This window comes from Streptomyces sp. DF42 (assembly GCF_058267695.1).
Window position 1 is genome coordinate 4,565,262 of the sequence record NZ_CM177859.1, and the last position, 17,099, is coordinate 4,582,360.

General features: G+C 66.8%; 14 protein-coding genes. 11 read left to right on the forward strand and 3 right to left on the reverse strand.

The window, feature by feature from the left end; genetic code table 11:
- Positions 1–628: 628 nt before the first annotated feature.
- The 6 genes from ACYUED_RS20825 to ACYUED_RS20850 all read left to right on the forward strand — a co-directional run bounded on the left by ACYUED_RS20825 (position 629) and on the right by ACYUED_RS20850 (position 8,263).
- Positions 629–934, forward strand: coding sequence for a hypothetical protein (locus tag ACYUED_RS20825; RefSeq protein ID WP_491293776.1), 306 nt, complete (start codon positions 629–631; stop codon positions 932–934).
- On the forward strand, positions 931–1,368 hold the full coding sequence (locus ACYUED_RS20830; RefSeq protein WP_491293777.1) for a hypothetical protein: 438 nt from the start codon (positions 931–933) through the stop codon (positions 1,366–1,368). The genes ACYUED_RS20825 and ACYUED_RS20830 overlap by 4 nt, the downstream gene beginning before the upstream one ends.
- Positions 1,365–1,982 carry a hypothetical protein gene (locus ACYUED_RS20835; RefSeq protein ID WP_491293778.1) on the forward strand — a complete coding sequence of 206 codons (618 nt, stop codon included), beginning with the start codon at positions 1,365–1,367 and terminating at the stop codon, positions 1,980–1,982. Before ACYUED_RS20830 ends, ACYUED_RS20835 begins: the two co-directional genes overlap by 4 nt.
- A 194-nt stretch (positions 1,983–2,176) precedes the next feature.
- The gene (locus tag ACYUED_RS20840) at positions 2,177–4,861 is read left to right on the forward strand and encodes an N-6 DNA methylase (protein WP_491293779.1); all 2,685 of its coding nucleotides are present in this window, start codon (positions 2,177–2,179) and stop codon (positions 4,859–4,861) included.
- Positions 4,858–5,115 carry a hypothetical protein gene (locus ACYUED_RS20845; RefSeq protein ID WP_491293780.1) on the forward strand — a complete coding sequence of 86 codons (258 nt, stop codon included), beginning with the start codon at positions 4,858–4,860 and terminating at the stop codon, positions 5,113–5,115. Before ACYUED_RS20840 ends, ACYUED_RS20845 begins: the two co-directional genes overlap by 4 nt.
- 1 nt (position 5,116) lies before the next feature.
- On the forward strand, positions 5,117–8,263 hold the full coding sequence (locus ACYUED_RS20850) for a type I restriction endonuclease subunit R (RefSeq protein WP_491293781.1): 3,147 nt from the start codon (positions 5,117–5,119) through the stop codon (positions 8,261–8,263).
- A 205-nt stretch (positions 8,264–8,468) separates the two neighbouring features.
- Here the strand turns inward: ACYUED_RS20850 and ACYUED_RS20855 are convergent, their stop codons facing one another.
- The 3 genes from ACYUED_RS20855 to ACYUED_RS20865 form a co-directional block, all read right to left on the reverse strand.
- The gene (locus ACYUED_RS20855) at positions 8,469–10,247 is read right to left on the reverse strand and encodes a tyrosine-type recombinase/integrase (protein WP_491293782.1); all 1,779 of its coding nucleotides are present in this window, start codon (positions 10,245–10,247) and stop codon (positions 8,469–8,471) included.
- An 11-nt stretch (positions 10,248–10,258) separates the two neighbouring features.
- Positions 10,259–10,558 carry a helix-turn-helix domain-containing protein gene (locus ACYUED_RS20860; protein ID WP_153179044.1) on the reverse strand — a complete coding sequence of 100 codons (300 nt, stop codon included), beginning with the start codon at positions 10,556–10,558 and terminating at the stop codon, positions 10,259–10,261.
- A gap of 154 nt (positions 10,559–10,712) precedes the next feature.
- On the reverse strand, positions 10,713–11,276 hold the full coding sequence (locus ACYUED_RS20865) for a helix-turn-helix domain-containing protein (RefSeq protein WP_491293783.1): 564 nt from the start codon (positions 11,274–11,276) through the stop codon (positions 10,713–10,715).
- A gap of 300 nt (positions 11,277–11,576) precedes the next feature.
- Between ACYUED_RS20865 and ACYUED_RS20870 the strand changes: the two genes are divergently transcribed.
- The 5 genes from ACYUED_RS20870 to ACYUED_RS20890 all read left to right on the forward strand — a co-directional run bounded on the left by ACYUED_RS20870 (position 11,577) and on the right by ACYUED_RS20890 (position 16,933).
- The gene (locus ACYUED_RS20870) at positions 11,577–13,082 is read left to right on the forward strand and encodes a DnaB-like helicase N-terminal domain-containing protein (protein WP_228126320.1); all 1,506 of its coding nucleotides are present in this window, start codon (positions 11,577–11,579) and stop codon (positions 13,080–13,082) included.
- A gap of 263 nt (positions 13,083–13,345) precedes the next feature.
- A complete protein-coding gene (locus tag ACYUED_RS20875; RefSeq protein WP_491293784.1) occupies positions 13,346–13,471 on the forward strand; it encodes a hypothetical protein in 126 nt (41 codons plus the stop codon).
- Positions 13,468–14,457: a DUF2637 domain-containing protein gene (locus ACYUED_RS20880; RefSeq protein WP_491293785.1), complete on the forward strand. Its 990-nt coding sequence runs from the start codon at positions 13,468–13,470 to the stop codon at positions 14,455–14,457. Before ACYUED_RS20875 ends, ACYUED_RS20880 begins: the two co-directional genes overlap by 4 nt.
- A gap of 125 nt (positions 14,458–14,582) precedes the next feature.
- Complete coding sequence (locus ACYUED_RS20885) at positions 14,583–15,212, forward strand: plasmid mobilization protein (RefSeq protein ID WP_491293786.1); 630 nt, start codon at positions 14,583–14,585, stop codon at positions 15,210–15,212.
- Entirely contained in the window at positions 15,209–16,933 is a 1,725-nt protein-coding gene (locus ACYUED_RS20890) for a relaxase/mobilization nuclease domain-containing protein (protein ID WP_491293787.1), read from the forward strand. Before ACYUED_RS20885 ends, ACYUED_RS20890 begins: the two co-directional genes overlap by 4 nt.
- Positions 16,934–17,099: the final 166 nt, after the last annotated feature.

Sequence of the window (17,099 nt, forward strand, 5' to 3'; positions counted from 1 at the left end):
CACCGACGTACGCCTACCCCGCCTGACCTGCCACGCGAACGCCCACGGAGGACCCTGTACAGCCACGCGGACAGTTGGAAAGCGTGTTGGGGGCAACCCCTCACGAGTTCGAATCTCGTATCCTCCGCCAGTGCCTCACCGGGCACGATGTCGAAGGGCCCCACCGTTCGCGGTGGGGCCCTTCGACATGCTTGGTCTCAGTTTTGGTCTCAGTTGAAGTGATCGGATCGGCGCGGACCTGAGCGGACGGCGTGCATCCGCCGGCGCCTCTCGCGTCCCCGTGCTGGGCGCCGCCCCGAATTTCCTCCCGCAGCTCCCCCGGCAGCCATAGCGGTCGAGTAGGCCCGCTCCGCACATGGTGTGGCCTCATCGCACACATCGATCGCCTACCTCTGCAGGCCCCAAGTGCCCTTCAGACGGAGGCTGGCCACCACCGCCCGGGCGGCCACCAAAAACACGGATCGTACTGCTGGGTAGCAGCTTCAGGCTGCATGTCTCTCGAACGGGGAGGGCCGCCTGGCCCGACCGCCGACGTGGCGGCTAGGAAAGCAAGGCAGGCCCCACTTGCTGGCAGCCAACGGTTCCCAGCGAGGCCGTCCACCCGTGCTCCCCAAGGAGGAGAACGATCATGACCGCCGCAATCCCCAAGGCATCAACGGTGACGCCGCCCCCAGACGGACGGTGCATCGCCACCGCTCCCACAGCTCTCGCCTCCGGACCCACCCCAGTCTCCTGGCAGCAACTCCGCGCCATGCACGATTCGTACTGCGGCGTCACAACCCTGTTGGTCGAAGCCGGGATCGGCTTACACAAGCTCCTCGAGCGCGATGGCGGCTCGGATCTCAAGCTCGCTTACCTGATTCTCCAGGAGTTCGTGATCGGTCCCGTGGACGAACGCGCATCGGATGAGGCCGAGAACGAGGCGATCGCGTGACCACCGATATCGACCTCGACACGCTTCCTCCGGACACCCTCGTCGCCGACAACGGTCAGATCACCCCGATCGGGGAGTTGGTCATCGCGAAGACGGCCAAGGGGCTTGCCGACGCCTGCCGACAGGCTGACGACCCGCAGGCCGCGCTCCAGGTGGTCCTGGAACTCATCCCCAAGCACATGGCGGAGATCGTCAGCCGGCGCACCAGCGTCGCCCCCAGCCCGCTGCGCACCGCCCTCACCGGCCTTGTCGGGTCCGAGTGTCTGGAGCGACGCCCCGGCCGCGACCCACTGACCGGCGATCGGATGGATGGCCAGCCGGACACCGACGACACCTGGTCCGACCGCCTGCCGTGCACCCAGCAGCATGGCCACAGCGGCAACCACCGGGACGCCCTTGGGCGGAACTGGAAACGAGCGGAGATTTCGGCATGACGATCCTCACCCGTGAGCGGTTCTTCACTGCGCCGCTCCACGTGCGCCAGGGGGATGCGCGGCAAGCAAAGGCCGGTTTGCTGCGCCGTGACGGGGACCGCTTCATCGCCATCTATGACCCTGAGCGAGCCTCCCTCGGCACGGCAGTCGTACTCGCCCGCGCCCTCCTCTCCTCGGAGGGCATCACCGTCTCCGAGGTGATCCTCGAGGGCCACGACCCGGACCTGACGGCCTTGTATCGCGCTGCCTCGAAGCTGCTCCTAGACGTAGAGATCGCCAGTGGGCCTCGGGGCACGGAACCCGCGGTGAGGGTGCTCAGCCAGGACCCGACGCAGGCGACGTACTTCATCCCCGAGGGCTGGGACCTGAACGACGCCCTCGGCAGGCTGCCCCCCGCCTTCGCCGCTGCCCGACCGAAGGTGGCGCGCAACCTGAAGCGGATCGAGCAAGCGAAGAAGGAATCCGGCGGGAAGATCGACCACGCCCTCGACGTGATTGCCGTGCTGGTTCTGGAGACCGACGATCCGGTCGGCGTCTGGGACGAAGTGCTGCAGCTGCTCCACCAAGTCCGCGCCGAACGGACGTCGGGCGCCGCCCCGGCCACTGCGGCCTGAGCTTCCATGTAGACGGCCCGGAACCGGGTTTCACCGCCGGTTCCGGGCCGTAAGGCCATGCGGCTCGTACAGCCGAGCGCACCGACGAGGCGGCCGGGCTTCCCTCAACAACGGGGGTGGCAATCCGACCGACCCTTTCCGTGACCTCTGCCATGCTTGGCCCACACCACCGGTAGTGAGAGAGCAGGGCTGAGTTGAGCATCCTGGGTAACTTCGTCTGGTCGATCGCTGATCAATTGCGAGGCGTCTACAGGCCGCACCAGTACGGCGGCATCATCCTCCCATTCACGATCCTGCGACGCCTGGACTGCCTGCTCGAGCCCACCCGCGACGATGTCCGCGCCCTGTCCGAGAAGTTCGACGGTGGCGCCTTGGACGTCCAGGTCAAGCGCAAGACCGGCCTGACCTTCTACAACACCTCGCAGTACGACTTCGCCCGACTGCTTGAGGACCCCGAGGGCCTGCGCGCCAACCTGATCGACTACATCTCACACTTCTCCGGCAACATCGACGTCTTCGAGCGCTTCGGCTTTGAGGCCGAGATCAACAGACTCGAAGAGAAGAACCGGCTGTACCTCATCGTCGCGAGGTTCGCAGAGGTCGATCTGCACCCGGACACCGTCCCGAACGCGGCGATGGGTGACCTGTACGAGCACCTGATCTACAAGTTCGCGGAAGCCTCCAACGAGGAGGCCGGCGAGCACTACACACCACGCGACGCCATTCGTCTCATGGTCGACCTGCTGTTCGCGGAGGAAAACGAGGCCCTGCTGGAGCCCGGCACCATCCGTACGATCTACGACCCCACCGCCGGCACGGGGGGCATGCTCTCAGTGGCCGAAGAGCGCCTACTGGAGCGCAACAAGCAGGCACGCCTGCGCCTGTATGGGCAGGAGATCAACGACCTGTCCTACGCCATCTGCAAGTCTGACATGATCGGCAAGGGGCAGGACGTCGGCACCATCCGGCTCGGAGACACCCTGGCCGACGACAAGTTCTTCGACAAGACCTTCGACTTCTGTATGTCCAACCCGCCCTACGGCGTGGACTGGAAGGCGTCCAAGGACGCGGTCGAAAAGGAACACCGCGAGGGTGGTTCCGATGGCCGCTTCTCCCCTGGCTTGCCGCCCATCTCTGACGGCCAGATGCTCTTCCTTACCCACCTGGCACACAAGATGCGCCCTGCTCACGAAGGTGGTGGGCGCGCGGGCATCGTTCTCAACAGTTCCCCGCTGTTCAGCGGCGCTGCGGAATCTGGGTCGTCAGAGATCCGTCGATGGCTATTGGAGAACGACCTGCTGGACACGATCGTCGCGCTGCCCACTGACATGTTCTTCAACACCGGGATTTCCACGTACATCTGGATCCTGAATAACTCCAAGCAAGCCGAGCGGCGAGGCAAGGTCCAGCTGATCGACGCCTCCAGCATGGGGTCCAAAATGGACAAGAGCCTCGGTTCCAAGCGGAAGGAGATCAACCCGGCCACGCGCGAGCAGGTCGTAAAGCTGTACGACGCCTTTACTGAAACCGAGAACTCCAAGATCCTGAAGAACTCCGACTTCGGTTACTGGACTATCACCGTTGAGCGCCCTCTTCGCCACAACTTCTCCGCACACCGCGCCTCTGATCTAGACGATAAGGCGCTGGCCAAGGCTTTCGCCAAGGGCACCGACCCGACTCCATTTCTGGATGTGTTGGCTCGAATGGGAGAGCGGATTTACTTGAGCCGGGACGAGTTCATCGCGGCCGTCCGTCAGGAGTTCGATGCCACTGACCTGCGAATGAGTGCAGCGCAGTACCGCAATTTGGCCACCGCCCTCGGGGAGCCCGACGAGGCAGGCGCGATTGTTACGGACGCCAAGGGTAGCCCGGTACCGGACCCTAAGAAGTCCGTTACGGAGAACGTGCCATTCACTTATGGCGATAACTCGCTTGGAGATGCTGGTCGACCCGAGACGCTCATGGCGTATTTCGAGGCAGAGGTAGCGCCCTACCTGCCGGACGCTTGGATCGACTCAAAGAAAACCAAGGTCGGTTATGAGATCCCTTTCACCCGGTATTTCTACACCTACAACCTCCCGCGCCCACTGGCGGGAATCGACCACGACCTAGAGGCGCAAGTCGCCAAGATCATGGACCTGCTGCAGGATGTGCAGGCTCGCCGCACCGCCCTCGTCGAGCGAACTCTCACAGGGGGGCTGGACGAGTCTGTTGAGATGAAGGACAGCACTCTCTCCTGGACAAGCAAAGTTCCGTCGCACTGGCGAGTGGCGAATATCCGGCGGTTCGCCCAGATGAAGACAGGTCACACCCCGAGCCGAAGCAATCCTGAATACTGGGAGAACTGCACAATCCCTTGGATCACGCTCGCCGATGTCTGGCAGTTGCGCTCCGGCAAACAGATTTATGTAGAGGAGACCGAGGGACGTATCAGCGAAACCGGCCTGGCGAACTCGTCTGCCGAGCTCTTGCCGACCGGGACTGTAATTCTCTCGCGTACGGCCTCAGTCGGTTTTGCAGGAATCATGGCTCAACCAATGGCCACTAGCCAGGATTACTGGAACTGGATCTGTGGTCCAGAGCTGATGCCCGAGTACCTAGTCTGGGTGTTCCGCGCGATGCGGCAGGAGTTTAACGCGCTGATGATCGGGTCGACCCACAAGACCATCTACCAGCCGGTGGCCGCTGCGATTCGAATCCCAGTCCCTCCCCTCTCGGAGCAGCGGGAGATCGTGGCACACATTGAGAAGCACATTGCGCAGATCGACAGCTTGAACAGGGAATCCGAGGAGCTGATTCGGCTGTCCCAGGACCGGCGGATCGCTCTGATCGCTGCTGCAGTGACTGGCCAGATCGATATGCGGGGTGGGACTGCATGATTCGACAGGTAATTCTGACGCCAGGGAACAGCGGTCAAATTCACGGAGAGGCCCCGCTGTCGCAGGTCCCTGTTCAGAGCGTTCTCGACAAATGGCAGGCCAAGGAACTTACCGACCTGTCCGCTGCCAGGGTTGCGCTGGTCATGACGCTTGATGGGAACAACGCCGACTTCGACATGTTGACCGAGGCCATTGTATACGGCAACGGCGACATTACTTTGGACGACTCAACCGGCTACGCGAGGCTCGCCTGAGATGGCCCAGCACAACGAGGTCGAGTTCGAGAAGGAGCTGTGCGAGTACCTGGCCGTGCACGGCTGGTTCTACTCGGAGAATGACGTCGGCTACGACCGGGAGCGCGCCCTGTTCCCGGCGGACTTCTTTGACTGGCTGCAGGAAACGCAGCCCGCCGAGCTGGCCAAAGTCGTCAAGCCGGATGCCTCGGACGAGGCCAAGCAGCGTGAGCAACTGCTGGACCGGCTGGTGAAGTTACTGGCCATCGATATGGAGAACGGTGGCGGCACGCTCAACGTGCTGCGCCATGGCTTCAAGCACCTTTCGGCCAAGCTCCATATGTGCCAGTTCAAGCCCGAGTCCACCTTGAATGCCAAGACGGTGGTGGACTACGAAAAGGTCCGCCTGCGCGTGATGCGACAGGTCTATTTCTCCACGGCTGACCAGCGCAACGTGGACCTTGTGTTCTTCATCAACGGCTTGCCTGTTGCCACAGCCGAGCTCAAGACTGACTTCACGCAGACGGTCGAGGACGCCAAGCGGCAGTACAGGACCAGTCGGCAGCCGAAGGACCCGGGCACCAAGCACGTTCAGCCGCTGTTCACTTCAGGGCGTGGCGCGCTTGTGCACTTCGCGGTGTCCAATGACGAGGTCTGGATGACCACGAAGCTCGTCGGTGACAAAACGTTCTTCCTACCGTTCAACCGAGGTACCGAGGACGGTGGGGCCGGCAACCCACTCAACCCGCATGGGTCGCCGTCGTCCTATCTGTGGGAGCGGGTGCTGCAGCGGGATGCGTGGCTGAACATCTTCGGCCGGTTCATGTACATCAAGCACGACCGGCACACCGATCCGATCTCTGGCAAGACGACACGGTCGGCGACTCTGCGCTTTCCGCGCTTCCACCAGTGGGAGGCCGTCACCCAGGTGACCGGCGCGGTCATCGAGGAGGGTGCCGGCCACCGGTACCTGGTCCAGCACTCGGCGGGCTCGGGCAAGACCGACTCGATCTCGTGGCTGGCCCACCGCCTGGCCCGCCTTCAGGTGGACAACACAAAGGTCTTCGACTCGGTCATCGTGGTCACCGACCGCACCGTGTTGGACGGGCAGTTGCAGGACGCGATCAAGCAGATCGACAACGACCAGGGCATCGTCATGGCCATCGACCGAAGGGAGGCTGCCCGCGCGGGCTCCTCCAAGTCGGGGATGCTGGCCAAGGCTCTTGCCGACGGCAAGCTGATCATCGTCGTCACGATCCAGACCTTCCCGTTCGCGATGGCCGAGATCCGGCAGTCCAAGGGCCTGAAAGGCAAGAAGTTCGCCGTCATCGCCGACGAGGCGCACTCCTCCCAGTCCGGTCAAGTCGCCGCCAAGCTCAAGGCCATATTGACCTCCGAAGAGTTGAAGGAGATCGAGGAAGGCGGCGAGATCGACGTCGAGTCGATCCTGGCGGCCGAAGCCTCCGAGCGGGCGACCAGCGAAAACATCTCCTACTTCGCGTTCACCGCCACGCCCAAGAACAAGACGTTGGAGTTGTTCGGCCGGGTACCTGATGGCAAGGACGTGCCTCCACAGGCGTTCCACGTGTACTCGATGAGGCAGGCCATCGAGGAGGGCTTCATCCTGGATGTCCTCCAGGGCTACCACTCTTTCAAGCTGGCGTTCCAGGTCGGTCAGAACGCTGCCGCTGGCGACGCGGAGGTCGACCAAAGCGAGGCGACCAAGCAGGTCATGCGGTGGGTGAAGCTCAACCCGCAGACCATCGCGCAGAAGGCCGCGATCGTCGTCGAGCACTACCGCTCCAACGTCGCGCATCTGCTGGACGGACACGCCAAGGCAATGGTCGTAGCCGACTCCCGCAAGGGCGCCGTGCGCTTCAAACTGGCCATCGACCAGTACATAGCCAAGAAGGGCCTGGGCTACGGCACCCTGGTGGCGTTCTCCGGGAAGGTCGAGGACACCGAGTCGGGGCCGGAGGACTTCACGGAAGCCTCAATGAACCCGCGGATACACGACTTGCGGACCGCGTTCAAGGGCGACGAGTACAAGGTCATGATCGTCGCCAACAAGTTCCAGACCGGCTTCGACCAGCCGCTGCTGTGCGCCATGTACGTCGACAGACTGCTGTCGGGCGTGACGGCGGTACAGACACTCTCGCGCCTCAACCGCACCTACGTAACCCCGTCGGGCGTTCAGAAGACCTCAGCGATGACGCAGGTCGTGGACTTCGTGAACGACCCGGGCAAGATCCAGCAGGCGTTCGAGCCGTACTACACCGACGCGCATCTGGAGCAGTGCACCGACCCGAACCTGGTGCACGACCTCTCCGCCAAGCTGGACACCTTCGGGATATACACGCTGGCCGAGATCGACCAGTGCGCCGAAGCGTTCGTGAAGAACAAGGGCAACAACGCCCTGACGGCCGCGGTGAATCCCGGAAAGCAGCGGTTCCAGAACCGGTACACCACCGCCCTTGCTGCGAACGGCGGCCAGGGAGACAAGGCCGTGCTGGAAGAGCTCGACATGTTCCGCAAGGACGTCGGCACGTTCGTGCGCCTGTACGACTTCATGAGCCAGATCGTCGACTACGGCGATGCGGACCTGGAGAAACACAGCATCTACTTGCGGCTGCTAGCCCGCAGGATCCAGCCCGACAACTTCACCGCCCCAATTGACCTGTCCGACGTCGTGTTGCAGAACGTCAAGCACATAGACAAGGGTAAGACCGACATCGTCCTAGGCGGAGAGGACATTGCGCTCAAGGGCATGACGGCCGCGGGGTCGGCAGGCAAGAAGGACCCGAAGCTGGTCGCGTTCCAGACTGTCCTGGAACGGCTCAACGACCTATTCGGCAACGAAGACTTCACCCCCTCCCAGAAGGTTTCCTTCCTCGAGGCCCTGCTGGGCTCCCTCCTGGACGACGCGGACCTGGTCCAGCAGGCCAAGGTCAATAGCCCGACGCAGTTCGCCGAGTCCCCAGACTTCGACGACGCAGTCACGGGTGCAGTCGCGGACAACCAGGGCGCACACAACAAGATGAGCGATTACTTCTTCACCAGTACGCCAGGTCGAACGCAACTCGTCGCCGAAATCGCCAAGTGGTTCTACGCCGTTGTTGTCGATCAAGCGGAGGAGGCCAGTGAGGCCACAGAGTCGATCCAGCGGTGACGCGGTGCCGGTCTCGTAGTCCCAGGCAGGGCAGTGCTCCGCCGACCAGCGCCAGAGCTTGGCGACGACGCGGCTGGCCCGCCCAACGATCGCCCGAGCCGCGGTCCAGGGAATGCGCCCTGTGGTTGGGCTTGGTGTGGGAGGTGGCGAAGCCTCCCACACCAAGCCCAGCACTTCTCACCGCAGCGAGGGCGCGACGAAGGTGCTACCACTCGTCGATATCGCCGTACTTCCCCGGGTTCTTGGCACGGTCCACAGCCTGGGCGCATGCCTCCGGGAAGGCGTGCTCCACAGCCGCCTTGTCGGCCCCCCGCACCTGGGCCTCGACCTCCTGGCCAGGCCGGCGGGTGGTGTGCCAGCGCACCGGTAGGTCCGTGTAGAGATCACTTTCGAACTCCCAGGCTGGCGTTGACCATTGCTCGTCGCGGCCAACGTAGAGCCGTTCGCCGCTGGGCAGGAACAAGGCGTGAGCGTGGTGGACGAGCCGGCGGTCGGGCATCCGGTCACGGATGGCCCGCATGCGGCTGGGGTCCTCCTGCTCCCACTTTCGCCGGTCCCATTCCTCGACCTCCGCAGAGTGGTCGGGGTGGTCGGTGCCCCACTGTGAGGCCACGGCCTCGGCATGCTCGCGGTGCATGAACGGGATACGACGGTTGCCAAGGTGGGCGATGTACACCGCCGACTCCTCCGCCGCAGCACTCTGGCTCGGGCCAGGCACCGAACCTCCGGGTATCGGTTGGGTCGGGCGAGGGCCCGTGCCCCACAGCAGGCCGCCGACCTTGGCTGCCGTCTGCTGGAGCACCTGGCCGGTGAGGTGCTGGTAGCGGCGGCGCATCCGAGCGGATTTGCCGGGTTCCCAACCCATGATCCTGTCGACGACCGCTTCGGGGACGCCGAGGATGAGCAGCACCGTGGCGGCGGTGTGGCGGGCATCGTGGAGGCGCCCGTCGCGGACGTTCGCCGCCTTCAACAGGTCCTTCCACCTGTGGAAGTCGGTGTTGGGGTTGAGCGGCTCGCCGGTCGGCGAGGTGAACACGTACCCCTTCTCCACCCACAGGTCGCGGGCGAGCGTCCGCTCGCGGCCCTGTTCCTCCTTGTGTCGCCGCAGCAGCTTGAGCAGCTCCTCGGGCATGCCGATCGGGCGCTTGCCGGCGCGGGTCTTGGTGTCCTTAGTCTCGCGCCGGATGTTGATCTTCTGCGGGCAGTAGCCGGGCTTGCGGCCGCACTTGTCGCCGCAGCCATGCTTGTAGCGGGGCCGCAGGCGCCCTCGGCGAACGAGGATCACACCGTTCTCGAAATCGACGTCCTCCCATTGCAACCCGAGGACCTCGCCCTGGCGCAGGCCCAGGGCGAGGGCGATGACCCAGCGAGCGGTGTTGCGGTGCTTACTAGCTTCCAGCAGGAGGTGCTGCACCTCCTCGACCGTGTACGGCTCGACCTCCTCCTCTTCGAGCTTGGGGGCCTTGGCGATGGAGGCCGGGTTGGTGGTGAGATGGCGGCGGCGTACGGCCTCGTTGAGTGCCGTACGGACAGTGCGGTGTGCCTGGTGGGCGGTGCCGGCGGCGCTGCCACTCGCCTGCATCTTCTGGTAGAAGCGCTCCAAGTGTTCCGGCTCCAGCTTCTCCAGGCGGTGGGCGCCCAGGCCGGGGATGAGGTGGTGGTAGACGGCCACCCGGTAGCCGTCGATGGTGTTCTCGCCGACGCTGGGCGCGGCAATGTTCTCGACCCAGTGGGTCAGCCACGTTTGGACGGTCCAGGTCTGGCCAGCCTTGGCAACACCGGTGGAGTCGCGCTGTTTCTCCAGCTCGCGCACGACCTTGGTGACCTCGGCACGCGTTTTGCGGCTGACGTGCCGGCGGTCAGGGGTGCCGTCGTCCTTGACGCCGACGGTGACGCGGCCGTGCCAGCGTCCGTCCTTACCGAGGTAGATGGACGAGGCTCCGTTGGGCTGGCGGGACGTGCTGGGCTTCTTGGGCTTTACCATGCGCGCCCGCCTCAGGCCGCAGCGTCGAAGTCCGAGGCCCGAAAGCGGCGGGCTAGGAATTCGCCGAGTGCCTCGGCGGGTATGCGGCGCAGGCTGCCGATCTTGACGGAACGCATCTCCCCGGAGGAGACGTACTCGTACATTTTCGTCCGTCCGATGCCGAGCCGGCGGGCGGCCTCTTCGACGGTGAGTCCGACGAGGGTGGGGTCGCCTGGTTCGTCACCTCTCTCGGTCATCAGGGCACGCAGGGCTCCCTCGGGGATGCCGAGCAGCTGGGCGATCTGGGTGACGGGCAGGGGGAACTCGGGCAAGAGGGCTCCTCACCCCGGTCACGTACGGAGCGCCAACTCCGCAAGGACCGGTCAGTGGTGGTGGGTGGTTGGGCGGTTGCGCAGGCGCGCGTGAGGATGTGCCGCCTATGAGGGCGCTCGGTGTTCGCAGCATCGAGGCCCCAGCGGCAAGTGGCTATTCGTCAGCCGTGTTGGGGTCTTTGGCCGCCGGGAAGTAGTCGCCGAGCCAGCGGATCAGTCGGCCGCGGACGCCCTGGTGACGGACGAAGTCGCCGTTGGAGGCCACGTCCAGTTCGTGGACCAGCAGATTGCGGACCATGACGTCCTGGTCCGGGTTGGCCTTGGTGTACTCCCGGAGCTGGTCCTGGATGGCGTCCATCGACTTGCCAAGGGAACGCCATTCCTTCCACAGCTCGACGTACTCGCCAACGAGCCGACGGATGATGGGGTTGGCCATCTGCCCTGGCGGGCTGGCCAGTTCATCGAGGGTCATGTCGAAGACCTTGCAGAAGCCGAGCGCCTCGTCGGTGTTGACGCGGCGGCGCGGCTTGCCGCTCTCGATGCGCCAGATCGCGGACTGGCCGATGGGGTGGCCAGCCTCGGCCATCTTCTCGGCCAGGGTGACCGAGCTCCAGCCGCGTGCCTCGCGCTCCAGCTTCACGCGCTCGGCGATGTTGTCCTCGACCGGCGGCCTCGCGTTCGCGGCACGCGGGTCCTCGTCGCCCTTGCCGTTGGCCATCTTCACCTCCTCGTCGTGCGGAGCGGGCCGTACAGCCGTGGCCCAGAGTGAACTAGCTAACACCATTCCGGAGACGAATGCAAGTAGATGTTTCCCGAATGCCTGGGGTAGACTTGTGGCGTCCGGCTGTGAACGCGGCTGGACAAGCAGAAACCCCCGGTGCTGGAACACCGGGGGCGAAGCGGAAACCCTCACAACCGCCCAACCATGACGATCTGGACCGGTGGCCGGAGTTGGCGCTCCATGTGGCCTGCCGGGAGAGGAGTCCTATTGACCCAGAGTACGGGTCACATGCAAGAGATGCCATCCCGCTCCGGATACGCCCCCACGCTGTATCCGGACGAGTCCGCGCAGGCTCCTTTCAACCTGGACGCCGAATGCGCGGTCCTCGGCGCCTGTATGCACGACAGCGACGTCATCGACACGGTCCGGCCGATCCTGGGCGAGGACGCCTTCTATCGGCCCGCGCACGAGACGGTCTGGCGTGCGCTGCTCGCGCTGCACCGCGAGGGCAGGCCGACCGATCCGATCGTCCTGACCGAGCTGCTCCAGCAGCAGGGGGACCTGCAGCGGGTCGGTGGCGCCAGCTACCTGCACCAGCTCGCCGGCGCCCTCTACGACACCGGCAGCGCGGAGCACCACGCGGAGATCATCCGCGAGAAGGCGGACCTGCGCCGCCTGCTCACCTCTGCCGTGCGGACTGTCCAGCGCGCCCAGGAGCCGGGCGCCGATCCCGACGCGATCCGCAGCGAGATCGAAGCGGAGGTGCGCGCCGAGCGCGAGCGCGCCCTCGCCTCGGGCCAAGGCCGCCTGTCCCGCTTCGCCACCGACGGGTGGACCTTCGTCACGGAGACCGGCGCAGACGCCGAGCCCCTGTGGGGAACGCGCGAGAAGACGGTCTGGGCACCGGGTGAGAGCCTGATGATCGTCGGCGCTCCTGGGGTCGGCAAGACCACCCTGGCCCACCAGGTGGTCTTCGCCCGCCTGGGCCTCACGGAGACGGTCCTGGAGATGCCGGTCGCGCCCAGCAGGCGGGTGCTGTACCTGGCCATGGACCGCCCGAAACAGATCGCCAAGGCCATGGCCCGCCGGGTCTTCGAAGCCGACGAGAAGATCCTGCGCGAGGGGCTGGTCGTCTGGCAGGGCCCGCTGCCCGCCAGCCTGGACAAGGAGCCCGACCTCCTCGCCGACCTCGCCGCCGCCCACCGGGCCGACACCATCGTGATCGACAGCCTCAAGGACGCCGTGAGCACGATGGTCGACGACAGCCTCGCGGTCGCCTTCCACAACGCCCGCAATCGCGCCCTGCGAGGTGGCGTGGAGATCATGGAGCTGCACCACCAGCGCAAGGCCACCGCCGACGCCCCACGCGGCCAGCGCCCCAGTCTGGACCAGGTCTACGGCTCGACCTGGTACGTCTCCGGCGCAGGCAGCGTCCTGTTCGTCACCGGCAAGGCCGGCGACCCCGCCGTCACCCTGCACCACCTCAAGACCCCCACCGGGGAGATCGGCCCGCTCGACGTCACCCACGACCACGTGCGCGGCACCACCACGGTCGACCCCACCAAGGACCCCGCCGTCCTGCTCCGCAACGCCCCGGGCGGTCTGACCGCCCGGGAGCTGGCAGCCGTCCTGATCGGCGGGGGCGACCCCGACCGCGCCGACGTGGAGAAGGCACGACGCCACCTGGCTCGCCTGGTCGACAGCGGCCTGGCCACCAGGGCCGACGGCGTCGCCGGAGGAGCCGGAGGCGGACAGCAGACCCGCTACTACGCCTCCGCACGCCACCTCACCGCCGTCGGCTGAACCCCCTCTCGGCCCGCGTGAAGCGATCACGCGACCGTACACGCGGCCCTCGCGCGAACACCGGGCCGTGAACCGCTCACAGCGCTCACGCTCATCGCGAAACCGCAGGTCAAGCGATCACGCGAGCGTTCACGGCGTACACGCACGCAAGCGATCACGCGCGGGGCCCCCTTTAGAAGGGGGCCCGCGTGAACGCCCCCTCCGTGAACGCCCCCTCACTCCCTCACCACAAGCCCCACCGCGCCACCCCTGGAGTGCCTGTCTTGCCCTCCCCTGCCCCGATAGCCCCGGCCGCCATGCGCGGCAGCCGCAGCAGCCGCGCCGGCATCGCCCTGCTCCCGCTCACCCCGGCCGCCGAGCGCACGCACCCCCTGGGGGGCGTCGCGTGAACCGAAATGGACGCATCACCCTCGTCATCGGCCTGGTGGCCGTCGTCCTCATGGCCTTCCGGGTCTCCTGGAACGCGCTGTCCGACGTGGCCCGCGCCATCGGCGCCGACTCCACCGCCGCCCTGCTCTACCCGATCGTCATCGACGGGCTGATGGCCCTCGCGCTGGTCGCCACGCTCGTGCTCACCGGTACCGACCGCAAGTTCGCACTGCGGGTCCTGGCGACCTACACGATCGCCAGCCTCCTGCTGAACTACGTGCACGGCCTCATTCCGGCCCTGCACACCACGTCGATCCGGTGGGGCCGACTAGCCGACTGGGACCCTGCGAACTGGGCCCTCGTGCTGCTGGCGACCTCGCTCCCGGTCGGGTCGATCTACTTCGGGTCGGACCTCGTGGCGAAGGTGCTGCACCACAACCCCGAGTCGGCCGACTCCGCCGCAGTGGCCTCTGCCGAGTCGGTTAGTCAGGTAGCTGACGAGCAGGCCCCACGGTCGAGGTCTGACCAGGCCCAATCGGCCCCCGAGCAGCCAACCGAGTCGACCCCCGTGAAGGTCGCCGAGGCCCCTGTGACGAGGCCGACCGAGGCCGACGAGGCGGCCCCCGCCACCCGACCGCCCCGATCAGCCGCCGCGGGGAAGTCGACCGGAGCCGCCCCGCGCCGGCCGACGGGTCGGGTCCCCGCCACCGCCAAATCGACCGCCGACCGCACGCGCGCCCGCACCGACGCCGAAATCCTCGACGAGGCCCGACTCCTGACCGCCGACTGGAGCGACGACCGGCTGACCGCCGAGCGTCTGCGCAGCGCACTACGGATCGGCCAGAAACGCGCCCGCGCCCTACGCGACCAGCTGCAGGCCGAGCGCGCCGGCAAGGCCGAGCCCATCGCGTACGACGGCTTCGAGGCCGAGCCAGTCGACGGACACGACGAAGCCGCCTCCCAGCGGCACAGGGACCTCGCCGCAGCCCCCATCAGCACCGCCTGACCGCCGCAAACGCACCGATCGCCCCACCCTTCCGGCTCGCCTCATGTCCCGCGCAGACAAGCGCGGGACATGAGGGCCGCACACAGCGAAGCACCCGGCACCAACACCCCACGGAGTACCGATCCATGCACGACCCGAACCACGAACTCCCGACCCCCCACCAGGAGATGGCCACCGACCTGAACAGCACAGCAAGTTGGAGGTTCGGACACTCCCCCGCAGGGGGAGCGCCCGAACCCGACCCCGCCCCAGGGGTGGCGGGGTCCGTCCGGCGCCAGGGGGCGCCGGACGGGGAGGCTGCGACCGAGGGCGGATCGCAGCCAGGAAAGGCTGGCCGTACACGCCGGACCAAGATCAAAGGAAAGGCGCGTCTACGCGAGAAGAAGCAGCGTCCCGCTCAGAGCGTCCGCCTCAGCGATCACGAGCACGCCATCATCCAGGCCGGCGCCGATGCCGTCGGCATGAGTGTGGCCGGCTTCCTCGCGCACTCCGCTCTTGCCGCCGCCCGCGACCAGTCCCGCACCGCCGTCACCATCGCCACCGAACGCGATGTACTCACGGAGTTGTTCGCCATGCGCCGGCAGCTCGGCTGGGCGGGCAGCAACCTCAACCAGGTGGCCAAGGCGCTCAACTCCGGTGGCGATGTGCCCTACCTCAAGGAGGTGCTCGCCGACATCCACCGCGCGGCCCACGCGGCGAAGAAGGCCGTCGACCGGGTGGCCAACCGCCAGGAGCAGGAGGGTGAGGCGGCTTGATCCCCAGCATCCACCGGCAGGGCAGCAGCACCCTCGGTCTGCTCCACTACCTCTACGGCAAGGGCACGCACGAGGAGCACGTCGACCCCCACCTGGTCGCCTCCTTCGACCACATGGCCCCCGACCCCGGGCGCGACCCCGCGGCCACGAAGAAGGACCTCGCTCACCTCCTCGACCAGCCCCTCCACCTGCTCGACCAAGACCAGCGACCCGAGCAGCACGTGTGGCACTGCTCGGTGCGCTCCGCCCCCAACGACCCGATCCTGACCGACGACCAGTGGGCCGAGATCGCCCGCCGCATTGTCGCGGCCACCGGCATCGACCCCGGCGACGGCGCCGGCTGCCGCTGGGCTGCCGTCCGCCACGCCGACGACCACATCCACATCATCGCCACCCTCGTCCGCGAAGACGGCCGCCGCCCCGACCACCACCGCTCCGGCAAACGCGCCCAGGCCGAAGCCCGCCTCATCGAAGCCGACTACGACCTCCACCGCGTCACCCCCGGCGACGGCACTGCGGCGAAGCGCACCACCAGCGCCGAGCGGCACAAAGCCGATCGCCTGGGCTGGGACCGCGCTGCGCGCGAGGAACTGCGCGAGACCGTGCGCCGCGCGGTCGCCGGTGCCACCTCCACCGACGAGTTCCTCAATCGCCTCAAGGACGCCGGGCTCCTCGTACGCACCAAAGTGCTGCCCTCCGGCGACCTGAAGGGCTACACGGTCGCCTTGCCCGGTGACCGCAACGGGGACAAGGAGCCGATCTACTACGCTGGCTCTACGCTCGCCCCTGACCTGTCCCTGCCCCGCATCCAGGCACGCTTCACCACCGACTCCACCCCACCGGGGATCGCCGACAGCGAGCGGCCGGAACGCTCTACCGCGTCCTCGGCACCCGCCGCGGCTCGGCGCACCACCGCCCACGCGGCCTGGGCGGCAGTACTCGTCCTCGACCACAGCACCGACGACGGCGCGGCTGCCGCCCAGATCGCCGCCGCCGGTGAGGTCCTCGATGCCCTCGCCAAGACTTCAGCCCTCCACACCCGCGGCGAACTGCGGCAGGCAGCCTGGGAGTTCGAGCGGGCCTCCCGCTCCCACACCCGAGCCGAGTTCCGCCACGCGCAGGACCTGCGCCGGGCAGCCCGCGACCTGGTGTACAGCGGGCCCGCATTCGGCCGGGGCGAGGACGGGGCCGGCACCGCGATGGTCCTGGACACGCTAATCTTCCTCGCCATCGCCGCCGCCCACTGGCACGCCCAGCGACAGCACGCCCAGCAGGCCGAGGCCGCCCGCCGAGCCGAAGGCCACCTGCGGGCCGCCTACCAGCAGGCAGCCGCCGAACCCCTCATGGTGCTGCGCGAACGTGGCCGCCATATCGCTCCATCCCTGCGCCACCACCACGCCACCACGGTGCGCGCCGCCCTGCCAGGGCTCGCCGAGACCGTGCTGGCCGAGCCCGGCTGGGACGCCCTGGCGGCCACCCTCGCCGACGCCACACAGGCAGGCCACAACCCGCAGGCTCTCCTCGCCGAGGCCGCCGCTCGCAGGGAACTGGGCACCGCCGACTCCATCAGCGACGTCCTGGTCTGGCGCCTGCGCCGCATGGCCGACCTTCCCGCCTACGCCCCGGCTCCGGAATTTGCCCGGGCCAGCCGCCTCACGGACCGCCAGGCCGTGGCACCGCACCTCGCAGCACCTCCGGCATCACGTGCACCGCGCCGCTGATCCTGGCGAAGGTCCGTAGCCGACCGCGCCACTGATGCCACCGATTGCGCGATGTACGACGGGCCCGACCGGTTCCCCCGGTCGGGCCCGTCACACATCTGTACAGCCCCCGTTCAGAGGTGCTTTCCCTGTCAAGTTCGGCGTGTTGATCAGCTCGCGCGCCCTG